General features: G+C 56.4%; 15 protein-coding genes. 3 read left to right on the top strand and 12 right to left on the bottom strand.

The window, feature by feature from the left end:
- Positions 1-53: 53 nt before the first annotated feature.
- Positions 54-1,178, bottom strand: a complete 1,125-nt coding sequence (locus HQN87_RS10780) for a GerMN domain-containing protein (protein WP_173132046.1) — start codon at positions 1,176-1,178, stop codon at positions 54-56.
- A 263-nt stretch (positions 1,179-1,441) separates the two neighbouring features.
- Between HQN87_RS10780 and HQN87_RS10775 the strand changes: the two genes are divergently transcribed.
- Positions 1,442-2,041, top strand: a complete 600-nt coding sequence (locus HQN87_RS10775; RefSeq protein WP_173132044.1) for a phosphatidylglycerophosphatase A family protein — start codon at positions 1,442-1,444, stop codon at positions 2,039-2,041.
- 43 nt (positions 2,042-2,084) lie between these two features.
- Entirely contained in the window at positions 2,085-2,879 is a 795-nt protein-coding gene (locus tag HQN87_RS10770; RefSeq protein ID WP_173132041.1) for a hypothetical protein, read from the top strand.
- Between the two features lie 81 nt (positions 2,880-2,960).
- Here the strand turns inward: HQN87_RS10770 and HQN87_RS10765 are convergent, their stop codons facing one another.
- Positions 2,961-3,533: a TetR/AcrR family transcriptional regulator gene (locus HQN87_RS10765; RefSeq protein WP_173132039.1), complete on the bottom strand. Its 573-nt coding sequence runs from the start codon at positions 3,531-3,533 to the stop codon at positions 2,961-2,963.
- Positions 3,534-3,746: 213 nt separating this feature from the next.
- Here HQN87_RS10765 and HQN87_RS10760 point away from each other — a divergent pair, with 213 nt between their 5' ends.
- The gene (locus tag HQN87_RS10760; RefSeq protein WP_173132036.1) at positions 3,747-4,037 is read left to right on the top strand and encodes a hypothetical protein; all 291 of its coding nucleotides are present in this window, start codon (positions 3,747-3,749) and stop codon (positions 4,035-4,037) included.
- 612 nt (positions 4,038-4,649) lie between these two features.
- Here the strand turns inward: HQN87_RS10760 and HQN87_RS10755 are convergent.
- From HQN87_RS10755 to nifE, 10 genes are all read right to left on the bottom strand, one after another.
- Positions 4,650-5,636: an MBL fold metallo-hydrolase gene (locus tag HQN87_RS10755; RefSeq protein ID WP_173132033.1), complete on the bottom strand. Its 987-nt coding sequence runs from the start codon at positions 5,634-5,636 to the stop codon at positions 4,650-4,652.
- A 44-nt stretch (positions 5,637-5,680) separates the two neighbouring features.
- Complete coding sequence (locus HQN87_RS10750; protein WP_173132030.1) at positions 5,681-6,418, bottom strand: class I SAM-dependent methyltransferase; 738 nt, start codon at positions 6,416-6,418, stop codon at positions 5,681-5,683.
- Between the two features lie 210 nt (positions 6,419-6,628).
- Complete coding sequence (locus tag HQN87_RS10745) at positions 6,629-8,368, bottom strand: glycoside hydrolase family 13 protein (RefSeq protein ID WP_216857232.1); 1,740 nt, start codon at positions 8,366-8,368, stop codon at positions 6,629-6,631.
- A 173-nt stretch (positions 8,369-8,541) separates the two neighbouring features.
- A complete protein-coding gene (locus HQN87_RS10740) occupies positions 8,542-9,786 on the bottom strand; it encodes a BclA C-terminal domain-containing protein (protein ID WP_173132027.1) in 1,245 nt (414 codons plus the stop codon).
- 329 nt (positions 9,787-10,115) lie between these two features.
- Positions 10,116-11,258: a hydroxymethylglutaryl-CoA lyase-like TIM-barrel protein gene (locus HQN87_RS10735; RefSeq protein ID WP_173132024.1), complete on the bottom strand. Its 1,143-nt coding sequence runs from the start codon at positions 11,256-11,258 to the stop codon at positions 10,116-10,118.
- Positions 11,255-12,010: a HesA/MoeB/ThiF family protein gene (locus tag HQN87_RS10730; protein WP_173132020.1), complete on the bottom strand. Its 756-nt coding sequence runs from the start codon at positions 12,008-12,010 to the stop codon at positions 11,255-11,257. Before HQN87_RS10730 ends, HQN87_RS10735 begins: the two co-directional genes overlap by 4 nt.
- A gap of 53 nt (positions 12,011-12,063) precedes the next feature.
- Positions 12,064-12,630, bottom strand: coding sequence for a DUF269 domain-containing protein (locus tag HQN87_RS10725; RefSeq protein WP_216857231.1), 567 nt, complete (start codon positions 12,628-12,630; stop codon positions 12,064-12,066).
- Positions 12,614-13,024, bottom strand: a complete 411-nt coding sequence (gene nifX / locus HQN87_RS10720; protein WP_173132014.1) for a nitrogen fixation protein NifX — start codon at positions 13,022-13,024, stop codon at positions 12,614-12,616. The genes HQN87_RS10725 and nifX overlap by 17 nt, the downstream gene beginning before the upstream one ends.
- Positions 12,999-14,327: a nitrogenase iron-molybdenum cofactor biosynthesis protein NifN gene (gene nifN, locus HQN87_RS10715; protein ID WP_173132011.1), complete on the bottom strand. Its 1,329-nt coding sequence runs from the start codon at positions 14,325-14,327 to the stop codon at positions 12,999-13,001. The genes nifX and nifN overlap by 26 nt, the downstream gene beginning before the upstream one ends.
- Complete coding sequence (gene nifE, locus HQN87_RS10710; protein ID WP_173132008.1) at positions 14,317-15,681, bottom strand: nitrogenase iron-molybdenum cofactor biosynthesis protein NifE; 1,365 nt, start codon at positions 15,679-15,681, stop codon at positions 14,317-14,319. Before nifE ends, nifN begins: the two co-directional genes overlap by 11 nt.
- Positions 15,682-15,691 lie beyond the last annotated feature (10 nt).

Here is a 15,691-nt window from a genome sequence, read left to right as displayed (position 1 = left end):
ATTCTATCAAAGAGTAGGCACAAAAGCATCTTTTTAAAAAGCTACGGAATGATTTACAACGGCAGCTCGTTTACATATTCCGGTGCGGAAACCGGCTGGCCGTAGTCAATGTTGTTCGTTCCCGTAACGTTGTCTTTGCCGTTCAGGCGGATCTGTACCAGTGAATCGTCTGTATTCTGGGCAACCGTCAGCACAACCGACTCCAGCATTTCCTCCGGGATGCTTGTGCTGCCGTCAAACATATCATCGGTCAGCGATACGGTAACTACCCCGTTCTGTCCTGCCTCGACGGAATCGACCACCGTTCCCTCTGTCATCACCATCTCCAGGCCGTTCTCGGCCTGCGGTCCGGCAATCAGCTCACTCAGCGCGGCCTTCACCGTATCCCCGCCTGCGGGTACAAAGCGGGTAACCGGAACATAATACTGGTGACCGCCATCCGGTGAAGCTGCTGCGAAATAGACCGTCACTGCGCTGGAATTCATCATCAGTGCATTATGCTTCGGCAGGTTAATGCCCATTGTACGGGTCAGCGGCCGGTCTAGCGGTGTGCCCTGCAGCGGCATTTCGGTAAGCTTTTTGCCATCGACCCAGAGCTGTACCCCCTTGATATCCTCCTGCCCGGTCAGTGTCCAGGTGAGCGCCTCAAGGATTTTGCGTTCATCGGAAGGATTGTAGTCATTAAATGCGGAGTTGAATTCAACAATGGCTACATTGTCCTGGCCGATAGACACACTGTTCACCTTCGTCCCTGCCGGCAGTATACCCTGGAAGCCTTCAGGCAATGCAGCGGCGTAGGCGCCCTTGCTGACCAGCGCAGTAAGCGAATCCTTCAGCATGGCCGTATCTTTACCTTTGGGAAAAGACAGGGACACCGGGGCCAGCAGGCCGTTCTGATCTTCCAGATATACAGTGGTCCGCTCTCCTGCCGCAGCGGAACCTCCTGGTTCCTTAACTTCAGCTGCCGAGAGATTGCCCTCTTCCGAGGAGACAGGAGCGAATACCCCGGTATCCAGAGTGTCTTCGCCGCTTACTTGCAGCATTTGCGCTTCAACGGCGGCCGGAGGCGGGTCTACAGCAGCCGATTCCGAACCGAACAGACTGCAGCCGGAGAGCATGAGCGGAACGGCCAGCAGGCAAGCCGCGGAAGCCCCGCGGATGTGTTTCACAGGTTTCATCAATCTTCATTACCCCTTTCAACGCTAAGATCAGTTTGTACTGCTATGTATACGAGCCCAGTGTCCAAAAAATAACAACAGCTTATCCTAAATTACAGAAGTTCTGCCGGAACCCCTGCTTGGGGGCGGACACTGCTGGATTCATACAGGTTCGGCCTGCTTGCGGGATACAATACCGGACGTTTCTGGACATCGGTCTGCTGCTTGCGTACAATTTAGTACATACCTACTAATACAACCCACTCACGAATGGAGGACTTCTCATGACTGATGCCAAAATTCCTTACAGCCTCAACAGCAAGGCCGTTGCCGAAGCCACCCGGTTATGGCTGCAGAAGCGCGGGGTCACCCTGCAGGAGATTGCCGAGCTTGTCATGCTGCTGCAGAAGAAATACTATCCGAACCTGACCATGGAAGAATGTATTCATAACGTGGAGATGGTACTCAGCAAGCGTGAAGTGCAGAATGCGGTACTGACCGGCATCCAGCTGGATGTGCTCGCCGAAGAAGGCAAGCTGTTTGCGCCGTTGCAGGATATGATTGAGAATGATGAAGGGTTATACGGGGTGGATGAGATTCTCGCCTTCTCCATCGTGAATGTATATGGCAGCATCGGCTTCACCAACTACGGTTATGTGGACAAGCTGAAGCCGGGCGTGCTGGAACGGCTGAATGACAAAACCACCGGCCAGATCCACACTTATCTGGATGATATCGTCGGTGCAGTGGCTGCTGCAGCCAGCAGCCGTATTGCCCACCGCAAGCAGGCGGAACGCGAGCAGGAGCTGGGCCTGCCGCATGCCCCGGAGGATGCCGAAGAGGCCGCGCGGCGCAGTTCTTTGGAGAACACCGAGCCGGAGTAAGAGGAGCGTTAGACAAACTAATTTTGGAAAGGTGCGAGTATGCATGACTTATTCGTTCGTAGTAGAGCCTGTGGCCGTTCAGGAATTCGAGAGTGAGGATGAGCGGATTGAGCGGTGTAAGGAATGGAATCTGTTGTCTGGAACCGCCACGCGGGTCAAAACCTATATGTACAAGCGTCAGGCCCTGACGCTGCCTTGCGAAATTGTGGGGTTTGTGGATAATCAGACCGTTGTGATCCAGTTCGAGAATAAACAGCAGCACTGTATCCACCCTGCTTACCTCAAAGAAATGCAGACAGCAGGCTTCGGACAACGGTCTGCGGCAGCGGATGCAAGAGCCGAGGATCTATCCGAAGAGGTTTCAGTAGCAGATACGATGGAGGATCAGGTTATTGAAGCCGCTGGCGGGGAGGCTCCGTCTTTTGCCGAAAGTGCGGAGGGCGAGGGCTCATCTGAGAGCGTGACTTCTAACGAGAAAGCGGCTCCTAAGCCTAAGCAGCCCAAGCCAGCCGCCTCCAAAAAGAAGGCTGCGCTGCAGCTGCCTGAAGACAAGCTCAAGGTTACAGCGGTGGTAAAAGAGTTCACAACCGTCCCTAACCACTTCTCGGATAATGATGATGAAGTTATCATCTATGAAGGAGTAACCGTAGAAGGACATGATCTCGCCATTGAAGAGGTCTGGTCAAGCCATAGCGCTACGCTGAAGAAGCTGGAGCTTAAGGAGGGCGACACCGTCTCTTTTGAAGCAAAGATTGTCGCCAAGAAGCTCACCCAGCATCCGGTCAAATACAAAATCAACAATCCGTCCAAAATGAAGATCATCCAGCCGGATTCATAGAGAATCCCCGGAACACATGGATGGAGCCCCTGCCCCGGTAGGGCAGCAGGCTGCTGGACAATCCTTAGCGCGATAATCTGTCTATTGTGCACTGTCCAGCTGCCGGGGCGCCATCTGGTTGCGTTCCATCAGGACAAGGATGTCTTCGATCAGCTCCTTGGCAGGATAAGGCATCGAATGTGTGATCCACCACTCCATGACTCCAACAACAGCCGAAGCCAGAAATTGCTGCAGCATCTCCTTGTTCATCCCCCGGTTCAGGCCGGTCATATCAATTTGCTCACTCAGACCCTGCAGCAGAATTGTATGCAGACGGGTTCTGAAGGCAGAAATACCATTATTATTAAGCAGTGTGGTGAAGACAAAGGCATGCCGCTCCAGATATTCAGCCGTCCGCAGCAGCGGACCGGAGGAGACCAGGTGAGTGTTTCCCCCGATGTTCATGCAGCTGTTACACAGCTCCGTCATCTCCTGTTCAATGCACTGATTCAGCAGATCATATTTGTCCACAAAATGCAGATAAATCGTTCCCCGGCTGACATTAGCCCGCTCCGCAATTTCATTAACCGTAATCTGTTCAAAATTCTTCTCCGCCATCAGACTGATAAATGCCTTGAATATAGCATCCCGCGTCTTCCCGATTCGTCTGTCCATACGTATCTCCTTCCTCTTCCTCTTCTTTTCTATGACTTGGGTCTATTGCAATGTCAAACCATTATATTTAACAGTTGTACATAAATCAACAGATGTTCTGTTTATTAGCCCCCTTTGCCCGCTTTTGGCAGATTCAGAGGGATTTATACCTTTGGTTTCTTCATGCTGCCCGCTTTCGGCTGAATCAGGGGGATTTATACCTTTGGTTTCCTCATGCCGCCTGCTTCCGGCGGATTCAGAGAGATTTATACCTTTGGTTTCCTCATGTCGCCTGCTTCCGGCGGATTCAGAGAGATTTATACCTTTGGTTTCCTCATGTCGCCTGCTTTCGGCGGATTCAGAGGGATTTATACCTTTGGTTTCCTCATGTCGCCTGCTTTCGGCGGATTCAGAGGGATTTATACCTTTGGTTTCCTCATGCTGCCCGCTTCCGGCGGAATCAGTGGGATTTATACCTTTGATTTCCTCATGTCGCCCATTTTTGGCGGAATCAGTGGGATTTAACCTTTGGTTTCCTCATGTCGCCTGCTTTCGGCGGATTCAGGTGCATTAATGCTCTTCATTGACGTCTGCCACGCGCTTGCGGCGGATTCAGGTGCATTAATGCTCTTCATTGACGTCTGCCGCCCGCTTGCGGCGGATTCAGGTGTATTAATGCTCTTCGTTGACGCCTGACGCCCGCTTTGGCGGATTCAGGTGCATTAATGCTCTTCATTGACGCCTGACGCCCGCTTGCGGGGGATTCAGGTGCACTAATACTCTTCGTTGACGCCCGACGCCCGCTTTCGGCGGATTCAGGTGCATTAATGCTCTTCGTTGACGCCTGACGCCCGCTTTCGGCGGATTCAGGTGCATTAATGCTCTCCATTGACGTCTGCCACGCGCTTGCGGCTGATTCATGTGCATTAATGCTTCTAGTCCTGCTTGGCGGTCACCTTTAAAATGTTCAGCATAAAAAAGCGATGATACCGACAACTGGAACTCCAGTATATCAGTACCATCGCTTCATCTGCCCGAAACTCTGCCTGATGGTCTTCCCCAGTTAAGGGTTACATGCTGCACCTAACCGGTAGCGGTTAGCTGGCACTCCTCACTAACTCGTCTCACTAACTCGGCTTATTCCAATACAGCCGAGAACAACAGTCCGGAGCCCGCCTCCGTCTCGCCCGCCCGCCCCCGGCGCACCAGCTCGGCCAGATGGGCAAGCGCCTCGCTCATGGCGAACCGCATCTGATGCGCGGTCGCGATCCGGCTGCGGAACAGCCCCTCACAGACGGCGAACCCGCTCAGCGGTCCGCCTGCAAGCAGCGCCGCTGTGGCATCCAGCCGCTCCTCATGATGCCGGAGCAGGCTGTCCGCCCGCGCCGTGAACCCCGGGAACGGTTCCCGGTGGCCCGGGAACGCCAGCTCCACCCGCAGGCTTCGCAGCTCCTGCAGCCCTTGCAGGAACGTCAGCAGCGGCTGCGGATCGCTGCCCGGCTGCAGGCCGACATTGGGCGATATCTGCGGCAGCACCGCATCGCCGCAGAGAATCTGCCCGCTGCCGCCGTGGTAGAACGACACATGCCCCGGCGCATGCCCGCCGGTGATGATGGGCTGCCATTTACGGCTGCCCATCACAAACGGCTCCGCGGCATTGATGTAGGTGACCTCCGGCTGAGGGGTCACCTCAGGCAGGAAGCCCTCCAGATGCTCGCGGATGCCTGTGATCCACTCCTCCGGCATGCCATGCCGCCGGAAAAAGACCGGAAGCGCCTCATTCAGAATCGCTTCATCGCCCCAGGCGAGACCGGCTTCGGTATGAGCCCGCTCGGTCATCCATACCCGCGCTCCGCTGCGGGACTGCATCCAGCCCGCAAGGCCATAATGGTCGGGATGATGATGGGTAACCACGATATCCCGCACCTGTGTCCATGTAATATTCATGGCCTCCAGCACCTCCTGCCAGGCAAGCTCAGCAGCCAGTGTATGAGGACCGGGATCAATGACCGTTACCCTTCCGTCCTGGTCCGGCAGAAGGTAACTGTTGACCTGGCGCAACGGCAGCCCCATCGGTATGGATACCCGGAGAACTCCACCCTCCCAGGATTGAATATTCTCCATGTTCAAGCTTCCTTCCTCTCCTCTAAGCCTTCTCTCCCGCGCCATTAGGGTCTCACTCCCGTGAAGATCATCCGGGACGAGGATTCTGCGTCATAATCCCCTTCGTCATAGCTGCCATGGACAGTCTCCAGCTGCAGTCCGGCAGCGGCAATCATGCTGCGGAAATCCTCCAGCGTATAGAGCTTCACCCGTTCCCGGCACATCCGGGAAGGGCCGCCTCCGTTCTTCGGGGTCAGCTGGATATCCTTCTTCACATACCCTTCCTCGATCCGGCGGGATTCGTCGATCAGAGTATCCCCGTCCTCACGGACAGAATGGGGAACAAGATGGCGGATAACATAGGCCGGATTCAGAAAATCAATAATAAACCGGCCCCCCGGCTTCAGCATCCGGAAGATCTCCTTCAGCACCCTGATCTGTTCCTCATCCTCTTCAAAATACCCGAAGGAAGTAAACAGATTAACCACAGCGTCGAATCCGCCTGCAAGCGGAAGACAGCGCATATCCGAGCGCAGCCAGGTTACCTTCTCCGCACCGTCCTGCGAACGCGCCTCACGCAGCAGCACCTCCGACAGGTCAACACCGGTCACCTCATACCCCGCCTGGGATAGAGCCAGCGAATGGCGGCCCATGCCGCAGCAGAGATCCAGCACCTTGGCCCCCCGGGGCAGGCGAAGCCACTGAATCATACTCTCCACCTCATGGCGCGCACCGCTGAAGTCCCTGTGTCTGTATACGATCAGATAGTCCTCGCCAAAACATGTTTCATACCACTCACTCATCTCTCTATAACTCCCTCCACAGCTTATTTCACAGTACGTTCCTCGTGTCTTTTTGGTTCTAATAACGCTTATTGTACCGTCTTTCCCTATAGAAACATAGCCGAGTCACAGACATGCAACATTTTAGCTAACACAAACAGCAGTCCCGGGAGACTACACCGGGACTGCTGGACTGCTCATCGTAATAGGGCCGGGGGCCGCATTCCCCCCTTATGAACTAGTGCTTATGTGCTGGAGGTAGACGCGCGCTTCATAAGGACGAAGCTTCAGCTGGCGCAGATCCTCCTCTTTGACGGGCGGATAATTAGAGATCAGCAGCTCCAGCTTCCCGGCGGGCTGGAATTCCTCCGGCAGCTCAAATACAGGCTCATTCTCGTAGAAATTGAGGATCACCAGCAGCCGCTGATCCTCCAGCGTCCGGGTGTAGGCATAAATCTCGGGATGCTCCTCCAGCAGCAATCCGTATTCACCGTAGACGATGACCTGATGTTTTTTACGCAGCTGGATCAGTTTCTTATAATAATGGAAGATGGAGTCAGGGTCCTTAACACTGCTCGCCGCATTGATCTCCCGGGAGTTCGAGTTCACTCTGATCCAAGGGACCCCTGTCGTGAATCCGGCCTCATCACTGTCATCCCATTGCATAGGCGTACGTGCGTTGTCGCGGCTTTTGATGTGGATTGCAGCCATGATGTCGGCTTCCGGAATGCCGTTCTTTCGCTTTTCCTCGTAATAATTCAGTGTCTCCACATCCCGGTAATCATCAATCGACTCGAAGGCTACATTGGTCATTCCCAGCTCCTCACCCTGATAAATATAAGGCGTGCCTTCGAGCATGTGAATGAAGGTGGCGAGCATTTTGGCCGACGGAATGCGGTAGAACAGGTCATTGCCGAACCGCGACACCGAGCGCGGCTGGTCATGGTTGCACAGATAGTTGGCGTTCCAGCCCCGGTTATGCAGCACGGTCTGCCAATCGCTGATGATCCTCTTGAGATCCGTCAGCTTCCAGGGCACCACATCCCATTTCCCGCTGCCCGGCGAGGCTGCATCCAGATTCATATGCTCGAACTGAAAGGTCATATTGAGCTCGCGGCGTCCGTCACCGACATAATCCAGCGCCTGCTCCGGCCCGAGCCCCGAGGTCTCCCCCACCGTCATAATATCGTAGTAATAGAGCACCTTATCATGCAGGTTCTGCAGCAGGGTATGCACATGCTCCAGGTTCGAGAACATGTCATAGGCGCGGACGGTTGGCGTTCCGCCGGGATTCAGCGCATCCGGGTAGCCCTCCGCCTTCACGATATGGGCAATCGCATCAAAACGGAAGCCGTCCACTCCCTTCTTCAGCCACCACTCCACCATCTCATGCAGCTTGTCGATTACAGCAGGATTCTCCCAGTTGAGATCGGGCTGGAACCGGGAATACAGATGCAGGTAATATTCATCCGTACGGGGATCAAGCTCCCAGACCGAACCGCTGAAGTAGGATTCCCAGTTGTTGGGCGGACCACCTTTTTTACCTTGTCGCCATATATAATAGTCACGCTTGGGATTGTCCTTCGAGCTTCTGGACTCCACGAACCAAGGGTGCTCATGCGAGGTATGATTCAGCACCAGGTCCATCATCAGCTTCATCCCGCGGGAATGCATCTCGCGCAGCAGCAGGTCGAAATCATCCATCGTGCCGAATTCCTTCATAATGTCGCAATAATCGCTGATATCATAGCCATTGTCATGGTTCGGGGATTTATAAATCGGGCAGACCCATATCACATCCACCCCGAGGTCCTGCAAGTAATCAAGCTTCGATAATATTCCGCGCAAATCTCCAATTCCATCACCGTTAGCGTCCATGAAGCTGATCGGATAGATCTGGTAGACAACACTCTCTTTCCACCATTTAGGGTTCACTTCAGATACCTCCGCTTCTCTCGATTCCTGTTGCATAAGACACATTAATATATTTTAACCAGAACCACCGCCTTCAACCAACCTGCGTATTCACAAGCCTGACCGACCTTTGCCGCGCAAAAGAAAAGACGGACACCCTGATCGGGTACCCGTCTTCTGCCGGGACGTATCCGGCCCAATCAGTGGAATTATTCTGGTCAAAAGAGTCCCTAAGCCAGCTGCTTAATGACAATCGAAGCATTGACGTTGGCTTGTGTTCCTCCGGCCAGCGTCTGCAGGGTGACTGCGGCAGCCGAGCTGTGATTCCGAAGCGTCAGCACATCGCCTGACGATAATGCGATGATCGCCTGGCCGGTATTCTGCTGGGTGCCTGCACCCGACCCATAGACCGTTCCCGGAACCTGTGCCCCGTTCACGAATAAGGCAAACTGGTTGGGCTCCACACCCGAGACCGAGAAATTAACCTCATAGATCCCGGCATTGGTCACCGAAATTGTAGTTGTACCAGGGGCATGTGTAATTCCGGGAGTAAGCAGCCCATTTGTATCAAAAGACACATCTGCCTCAATCGGCACTACCTGCGCACCGAGGTTATATACGTAACCGAACTGGGCGATTCCACCAGCCGCCCCTGTGGCACCCGTCGCTCCCGTTGCCCCGGCTGGACCGGCAACCCCTGTTGCACCCGTTGCTCCCGCTGGCCCCGCCGGGCCAATGGCTCCTGCCGCTCCCGCTGGCCCCGCCGGGCCGATGGCTCCCGCCGCTCCCGCTGGCCCCGCCGGGCCGATGGCTCCTGCCGCTCCTGCTGGCCCCGCCGGGCCGATGGCTCCCGCCGCGCCCGCTGGGCCTGCCGGGCCAATGGCTCCTGCCGCTCCCGCTGGGCCTGCCGGGCCGATGGCTCCTGCCGCTCCCGCTGGGCCTGCCGGGCCCGCCGGACCGATCCCGCCGAGCGCTCCGGCTGCGCCTAATGCTCCCGCCGCGCCCGCTGCTCCCAGCGCACCTTGGGTACCGGCGGCGCCCAGCCCCCCGACGGCTCCGGCCGCACCGAGCAACCCGGCTGCTCCCGCTGCTCCACGGGCACCTGCTGCACCAGCTGCACCTGCGGCGCCAAGTGCTCCGGCCGCGCCGATGGCCCCCAGTGCCCCTGCGGTTCCCTGTTCGCCCAGCGCTCCGGCTGCTCCCGCTGCGCCGAGCGCACCTGCTGCACCTGCGGCTCCCGCCGCTCCCAGTGCTTCAACAGCGCCTGCCGCGCTTAAGGCTCCGGCCGCGCCCGCTGCCCCCAGCGCACCTAATGGAATATTGACGCGGACAATTTGCTGCTTGACGATAATTTTCTTGCAGCCGCATTGGTTGTCCTTCCGTTTTCTCACAGGACGCTTCGCTTTTGGCAGCGGGCATTCTGCGATCTCATCTTTACAGATCCGCTTCTTTCTCTTATGTTTGGTAAGACCCATGCTCAACACCTCCTACAGACTTTATGTATCCTACTCCGTTAACCCATAAAGGGCATGGACATTCACCCTGTAGGCAGGAATTTATTTTTATTAAAAGCGGGTATTTGTGCAGGAGGGACAAGCTGAATTCACCCTGAGCGCCCCAAAGTCAAACTTTTGCCCTCTCACCCCCCGTCCACATAAAACATATACTATTGCCGGGCAATCCAGTATCGCTCAAAAAAAGCCGCGCCAGTACTCCACATGGAGAACCGCCGCAGCTTAAAGATCAGCCTATAAAATTACCGTCAGCCTACAACAGGCTAACTGCCCAAGCGGAATCCATCCTTCTATACCGCATTCTGTGCGCGCTGCTGCTCTTCCATCAGCCATTGCACCAGCATATATTCCGGTACCGTGCCTTTGCGGGCATCCGCGTAATCGCGGACCTTCTCCAGCAGGCGGCCAGCCGTCTCGGCATCAACCTCAAGTCCCTGCCGCTCCAGCACATGCGTCACACCGCCGCTGCCGGAATGCTTGCCGAGCACGAAGCGGTGCGCCCGGCCCACCTCCGCCGGATCGAAGGACTGGTATGTGGACTTCTCCTTCATCAGCCCGTCCACATGAATCCCGGATTCGTGGGTGAAGGCCAGCTCCCCCACTATCGGCTTCGCATCGCCGACATGGCGGCCGGAGGCAGCGATCACCTTGTCAGCCAGGCCTTGGAGCAGCTCCAGCCTCACTGTGCATTCCCCGCCGTACAAATAGCGCCAGGCCATGGCTACCTCCTCCATGGCCGCATTGCCGGTCCGTTCGCCGATCCCGGCCACAGTCGTGCTGGCCCACACCGCTCCGGCAGCGATGCCGCTGAGCGTGTTGGCACAGGCCAGCCCAAAATCATTGTGGCAGTGCACCTCCAGCTCCACATCACCAGGCACTGCACCCAGCAGCAGGTGTACCCTGTCTGCGATCTGCCCTGGATGATGGGCCGAGACGGTATCGGCATAACGGAACCTGCGGATACCTTCCTTATACAACGTATTGACCAGTTCAATGAGGAAATCCATCTCTGCCCTGGAGGAATCCTCCAGGCCTACCGACACCGTCAGGTCTTGCTTCAGCCCGTATTCTACAGTACGCAGGAGCTTGTTCAGACCTTCCCGGGGTGTGAGCCCCAGCTTCCCCTGCAATTGAATCTCCGATACCGGAATGGAGATATGACTCCAGTTCACTCCGGTAGCCTTTGCCTTGTCAATATCCCCCGGGACCGAGCGGTTCCAGGTCATCAGCTTCATGGGTAATCCCAGTTCAGCGACAGCGGCAATATCCTCCTGCTCCCGCTTGCCCATGGCAGGGATTCCTACCTCCGCCTGCTCAACTCCGCACTCCGACAGCAACTTTGCGATTTCCAGCTTTTCCGCCCTCGTGAATGAAACTCCAGCCGCCTGTTCACCATCCCTCAGTGTCGTGTCACATAGCTTGAGACTTTTCACGGTTTACCTCCTTCTCCGCAGCAAGCGCAATTCGGATTACGGGTAATATGGACGCTGTAACAGGCGAAGTCGAGTGAGCTGAAGCGATGCATTACGCCCGCATAAGTTGTCCCTACCCCTGTAATCCATTTTACGGCCTCCAGCGCTGCCAGACAACCTGCAATCCCGGAAGCAGCACCCAGGACAGGAAATCCGAACGGCTCCCACTGCGTCTGCACATCCGCCGGGTACAGGCATTCGAGACAAGGCGTCTGTCCAGGAATCACAGTAGTAAGCGATATTTCAAACCCATACATGGCCGCCTCCACCATAGGTGTGCCCGTATCGACACACAGCCGATTCAGCGCATACCGCTCAGGGAAATCGTACCGCGCATCAATTACAAGATCGGCTGCCTCTACCCAGGGTCTGGCCGCGTGATATTCAATTGTGGAATTATAGCCTTCAATCTCCACATGCGGATTCAGCGCCTTCAGCCGGGCCATAGCCCTACTTATCCTCTCCTGGCCGAGATGCTCGCTGTCCATCAGAATCTGGCGGTTAAGATCCGGTGCAAGAACAACTCCTTCATGTGCCAAAATAAGCCTGCCGACACCTGCCGCCGCCAAATAAAGCGCAGCCGTCCCGCCAAGTCCGCCGATCCCGGCCACCAGCACCGTCGCTTCCTTCAGTGCCTGCTGTCCGTCCTCCCCGAGCAGCTTCAGCTGCCGGGTATAGCGTTCCAGCTCCAAACCTCCGGCAAGCTGCTCCATCCCTGAATCCCCCTGTGACCAGTTATATTATTCCTTTCTTCCGCCCCTGTACTCTAGCCCTCCAGGCTAAGCAGCCCGTGCTGTGAAGTGATCTCTTCATACTTCTTCAGAACATCCAGTCCCTCTTCAATGCCTTCCACCCCGTACCGGATCATCTTCTCCCCCGAAATGAACGGGAAGGGGAATCCGGCCCGCAGGCTTCGGAGCAACAGAATGATCCGGCCGCTGTACAGCAGCCCCCGGCCGAACCCTTCACCGTTAATCTCAGCGGTACTCTGGATCATGAGGCCCGTTCTTTCTTCCATCACTCCGGCCATAGCCTGGAACAGCAGTGGTACCTGCCGGCGCACCTTCGGCGACACGGCACAATTGAATTCCGATTGATTCTGATCCTCATCAGTAGCCAGGAACAGCTTCCCGATCTTCTCCAGCGGCGGTAAGCTGCTGCTCCGTCCGAAGTAATCTCCGGCATCCAGCAGATGGCACAGCCGCCGGACCAGGGCATCCGCAGTCTCCGGATTCAGTTCCCTATGTACTTTGCGGCTGCGCAGCCTTGCTGCAGAAGCTCCCGTAATCCCCGTATTCTTCATAACTCCATTATCATTAACCACGGGTTCCATCCGCTTCTCCCCCTTCGCTCCCGTTATTCTCCTCCGCCCGCAGCACCTTGGCCAGCCATATGGGCGGCTTGCCCTGAAGCATCTCCACCAGCCGTTTCAGCTGTTCCTCTATGGGACTCCCCAAAGGCACCTTCACTGGCATAATCTTGCGGCGCGTCACCCGCGCAGCCGCCGATGCGCCAATCTGCATAATGAAGATCAAGGTACAGTCGGTAATGCTATCCAGGCGGCTGTCGATTCTGCCCGCTTCATCCTGGTTCAGCACCGCTGGCAGCTTACGCAGCTCAACCAGTGAAGCACCGGACTTCGTTACATCATAGACAGCGAACATCGGACTTTGTCCGAAATGGGTATTCACACGGCTTCCATCATCTGTGGCGAACGCTACTTTCACGGTGCTCTTCCTCCCTTCGCATGAGCAGATTTCCTGCCTTGTTACTCCATTCCATAGCCCCCCGGTACCCGACAGATACGGACATATAAACCCCAAACTCATTCCAGACCGGGAACCCGGCAGACATGAAGGCTGCGCCGATCCGCTCTGCACCTGCGATCCCGTGGGAATTACTGATCCATAGATCGGCTCCCTTGCCGAGTACCTCGGCATCGTCCAGATCCCCTACCCATACCTCACGTTCCATTCCGGCAACGAGCGGGGTTTCGTATGAGGTAATCAGCGCCTTCTGCTCTACCCCCAGCTCCTCCAGCCACCCTGAGACCGAATATAGATGATCCGGTTCCAGTGCGGTCAGGACCGACATTCCGGCAAATTGAAAATGGGCATCCAGCATACTGTCGAGCAGATTCTCCCTCTGCCAGCAATATCGCAGCGGCACCGGCTCGCCGCTGATCTGGTGCAGGAAATGCAGCATTTCATCTGCGGCCCCCAGCCCCATTGCCCCGGCAAATACCTTATAAGGAGTGCCTATAGCATTATGCAGCCGTCTGGCCGGACGTTCCATACTGCCGCCGACGGCAAGGGTCAGCCCGGACTGCAGGCTCTGGAGCATAGAGTCCAGCGGAACCCCGCCGCGCGTCAGCGGCGAGAAGCCGGTGAGCAGATGTCCCGACAAGGAGGTCGAGATATCGGGCAGTGCAATGACCTCGAACCCGAAGGAGGAGATCATCTCCTTCAGCTCCATCACATCCGCCGGGGTTAGGAACGATCCAGGCAGCAAGGTGATCTGCCGGGGCTTCACACTCCTGGCCCCCCGGTGTCCGGCCTGCTGGATCATCTCGTCAATCATAGCTTCTACCGTAGAGCTGAAGCCCGATTCCAGTGATCCGCGAAAATCAGGTACCACAACAGAGAAGGCGAGTCCGCCGCGCATATTCCGCTCTCTTTTATACGTCTTAAGCATATTCTGATAATCCACACCCGCCACATCGGTCAGTTCAGTTCCAATAATGCCGATGATATCCGGACGATGCTTACTCAGCACCAGATTCAGCGCCTCCTCCAGATTGCGGTTGGCGTCGAAGATGACATCCATCTCCTGCAGCGCAGAGGTCTGCACGGCAATCGGCTCCCGGAAATGCCGGGTCAAGAGCGCCTTCGGAAAAGCAGAGCAGCCCTGGGACCCGTGAATCAGCGGCATTGCCCGGTAACACCCCTGGAGTGCCATCACAGCTCCCAGCGACTGCCCGATCTTCAGCGGGTTCACCGATACGGGCTTCTGTCTCCGGTTAACGGTCATAAGGAGGCACCTCCTTATCCCACGGAGCCGGGCTTGCGGCCAGCCTCCAGATGGGGTTCGCCAGCGAATAGGTCAGCTCCTTGGCCAGCCGCAGCAGCCCTTCATACCCGGCGTACGCTTTATGCCGCTCTTGGTTAATATCAATGAAGGGAATCTGCTCTTTCATCGCCACGTACATATTGCGTCCGCCGGCAATCATAATGTCAGCCTTGCGTTCCCTGACCGTCTTGATCATCCGGGCGGCTCCGCCTTCGGGAATGTATTCCGTATCGTCGCCCACCCGGTCCGCAATCCGCCGCACATCCTCCTCTGTACTTTTGTTCGTGCCTACCCCGACTACCTGGACGCCAAGCTCCTTCAGCGCCGAGATCACCGACCAGCTTTTGACGCCGCCGGTATAGAGTACAGCCCGTTTGCCCTTCAGCAGTTTGCGGTAAGGCCGCAGCTCCTGACTTAACCTGGCTTCCTCCCGCTCTGTAAGCCGGTCCACACGCCGCTCCATCTCGCGGTCATTCATCAGATACGCCATCTGGCGCAGGGAATAGGTTGTTTCCTTAGCGCCATAGAACGAGCCTTCGAAATACGGGATGCCGTACCTCGCTTCCATCTCCTTGGCAAGACCCAGCAGCGCCCGGCTGCAGACCACCATATTCACTCTCGCCCGGTGCGCCCATGTAATCTCCTTATAGCGGGCATCCCCCGTAATCCGCGAGGTTACAGCAATCCCGGCGCTGTTCATCAGCTTCTCGATATCCCACATCTCACCGGCGATATTATACTCCCCGATAAGATTGACACCGGGGACTGCCCCCGGCTCCGGCTCTCCCGTCCCGATAACGTACTGCAGCAGGGCATCCCCCGCCAGCCGGTTGCCGAGATTCTTGCTGCCGACGAAGCCGGGACTGTTCACCGGAATCACAGGAATTCCAGTCCGCTGCGCCGCCGATTTGCAGACCGCATCCATATCTTCGCCGATCAGCGCCGTCACACAAGTTGAATATACAAATATTGCCGGAGGCGCAAAGCGCCCGGCAATATAGTCAATACTGTCCTTCAGTTTCTTCTCGCCGCCAAAAATAAGTTCAGAATCCGTAAGATCAGTAGCAAAGCCATATTGGGACAGACAGGGTCCGCTTGATAACGCTCCCCTGCTCTCCCAGCTATTACCTGCGCAGGCAATCGGTCCATGGACAAGATGCGCAGCGTCCATAATCGGCAGCAGCGTAATCTGGGCTCCGTCGAAGGAGCAGCCTCCAGCGGCCTCACCTGGCTTGGGCCGCGGGCAGGGTTTTGCTTTGGGGGCGATGCTCCCGCAAGCTGCGGAATCAAATTCGTCTTTACGCACAGGGTCCATCGGCTCTTCC

Source organism: Paenibacillus tritici (genome assembly GCF_013204885.1).
In the GTDB taxonomy this organism is placed as follows: Bacteria; Bacillota; Bacilli; order Paenibacillales; family Paenibacillaceae; genus Paenibacillus_AQ; species Paenibacillus_AQ tritici.
This window is presented reverse-complemented; position numbering and strand designations above follow the sequence as displayed.

Bases quoted from the DNA above. Each gene is read 5' to 3' on its own strand.
- HQN87_RS10780 (WP_173132046.1), bottom strand. From the start codon at position 1,178: ATGAAACCTGTGAAACACATCCGCGGGGCTTCCGCGGCTTGCCTGCTG.
- HQN87_RS10775 (WP_173132044.1), top strand. From the start codon at position 1,442: ATGACTGATGCCAAAATTCCTTACAGCCTCAACAGCAAGGCCGTTGCC.
- HQN87_RS10770 (WP_173132041.1), top strand. From the start codon at position 2,085: ATGACTTATTCGTTCGTAGTAGAGCCTGTGGCCGTTCAGGAATTCGAG.
- HQN87_RS10765 (WP_173132039.1), bottom strand. From the start codon at position 3,533: ATGGACAGACGAATCGGGAAGACGCGGGATGCTATATTCAAGGCATTT.
- HQN87_RS10760 (WP_173132036.1), top strand. From the start codon at position 3,747: ATGCCGCCTGCTTCCGGCGGATTCAGAGAGATTTATACCTTTGGTTTC.
- HQN87_RS10755 (WP_173132033.1), bottom strand. From the start codon at position 5,636: ATGGAGAATATTCAATCCTGGGAGGGTGGAGTTCTCCGGGTATCCATA.
- HQN87_RS10750 (WP_173132030.1), bottom strand. From the start codon at position 6,418: ATGAGTGAGTGGTATGAAACATGTTTTGGCGAGGACTATCTGATCGTA.
- HQN87_RS10745 (WP_216857232.1), bottom strand. From the start codon at position 8,368: ATGCAACAGGAATCGAGAGAAGCGGAGGTATCTGAAGTGAACCCTAAA.
- HQN87_RS10740 (WP_173132027.1), bottom strand. From the start codon at position 9,786: ATGGGTCTTACCAAACATAAGAGAAAGAAGCGGATCTGTAAAGATGAG.
- HQN87_RS10730 (WP_173132020.1), bottom strand. From the start codon at position 12,010: ATGGAGCAGCTTGCCGGAGGTTTGGAGCTGGAACGCTATACCCGGCAG.
- HQN87_RS10725 (WP_216857231.1), bottom strand. From the start codon at position 12,630: ATGGAACCCGTGGTTAATGATAATGGAGTTATGAAGAATACGGGGATT.
- nifN (WP_173132011.1), bottom strand. From the start codon at position 14,327: ATGACCGTTAACCGGAGACAGAAGCCCGTATCGGTGAACCCGCTGAAG.
- nifE (WP_173132008.1), bottom strand. From the start codon at position 15,681: ATGGACCCTGTGCGTAAAGACGAATTTGATTCCGCAGCTTGCGGGAGC.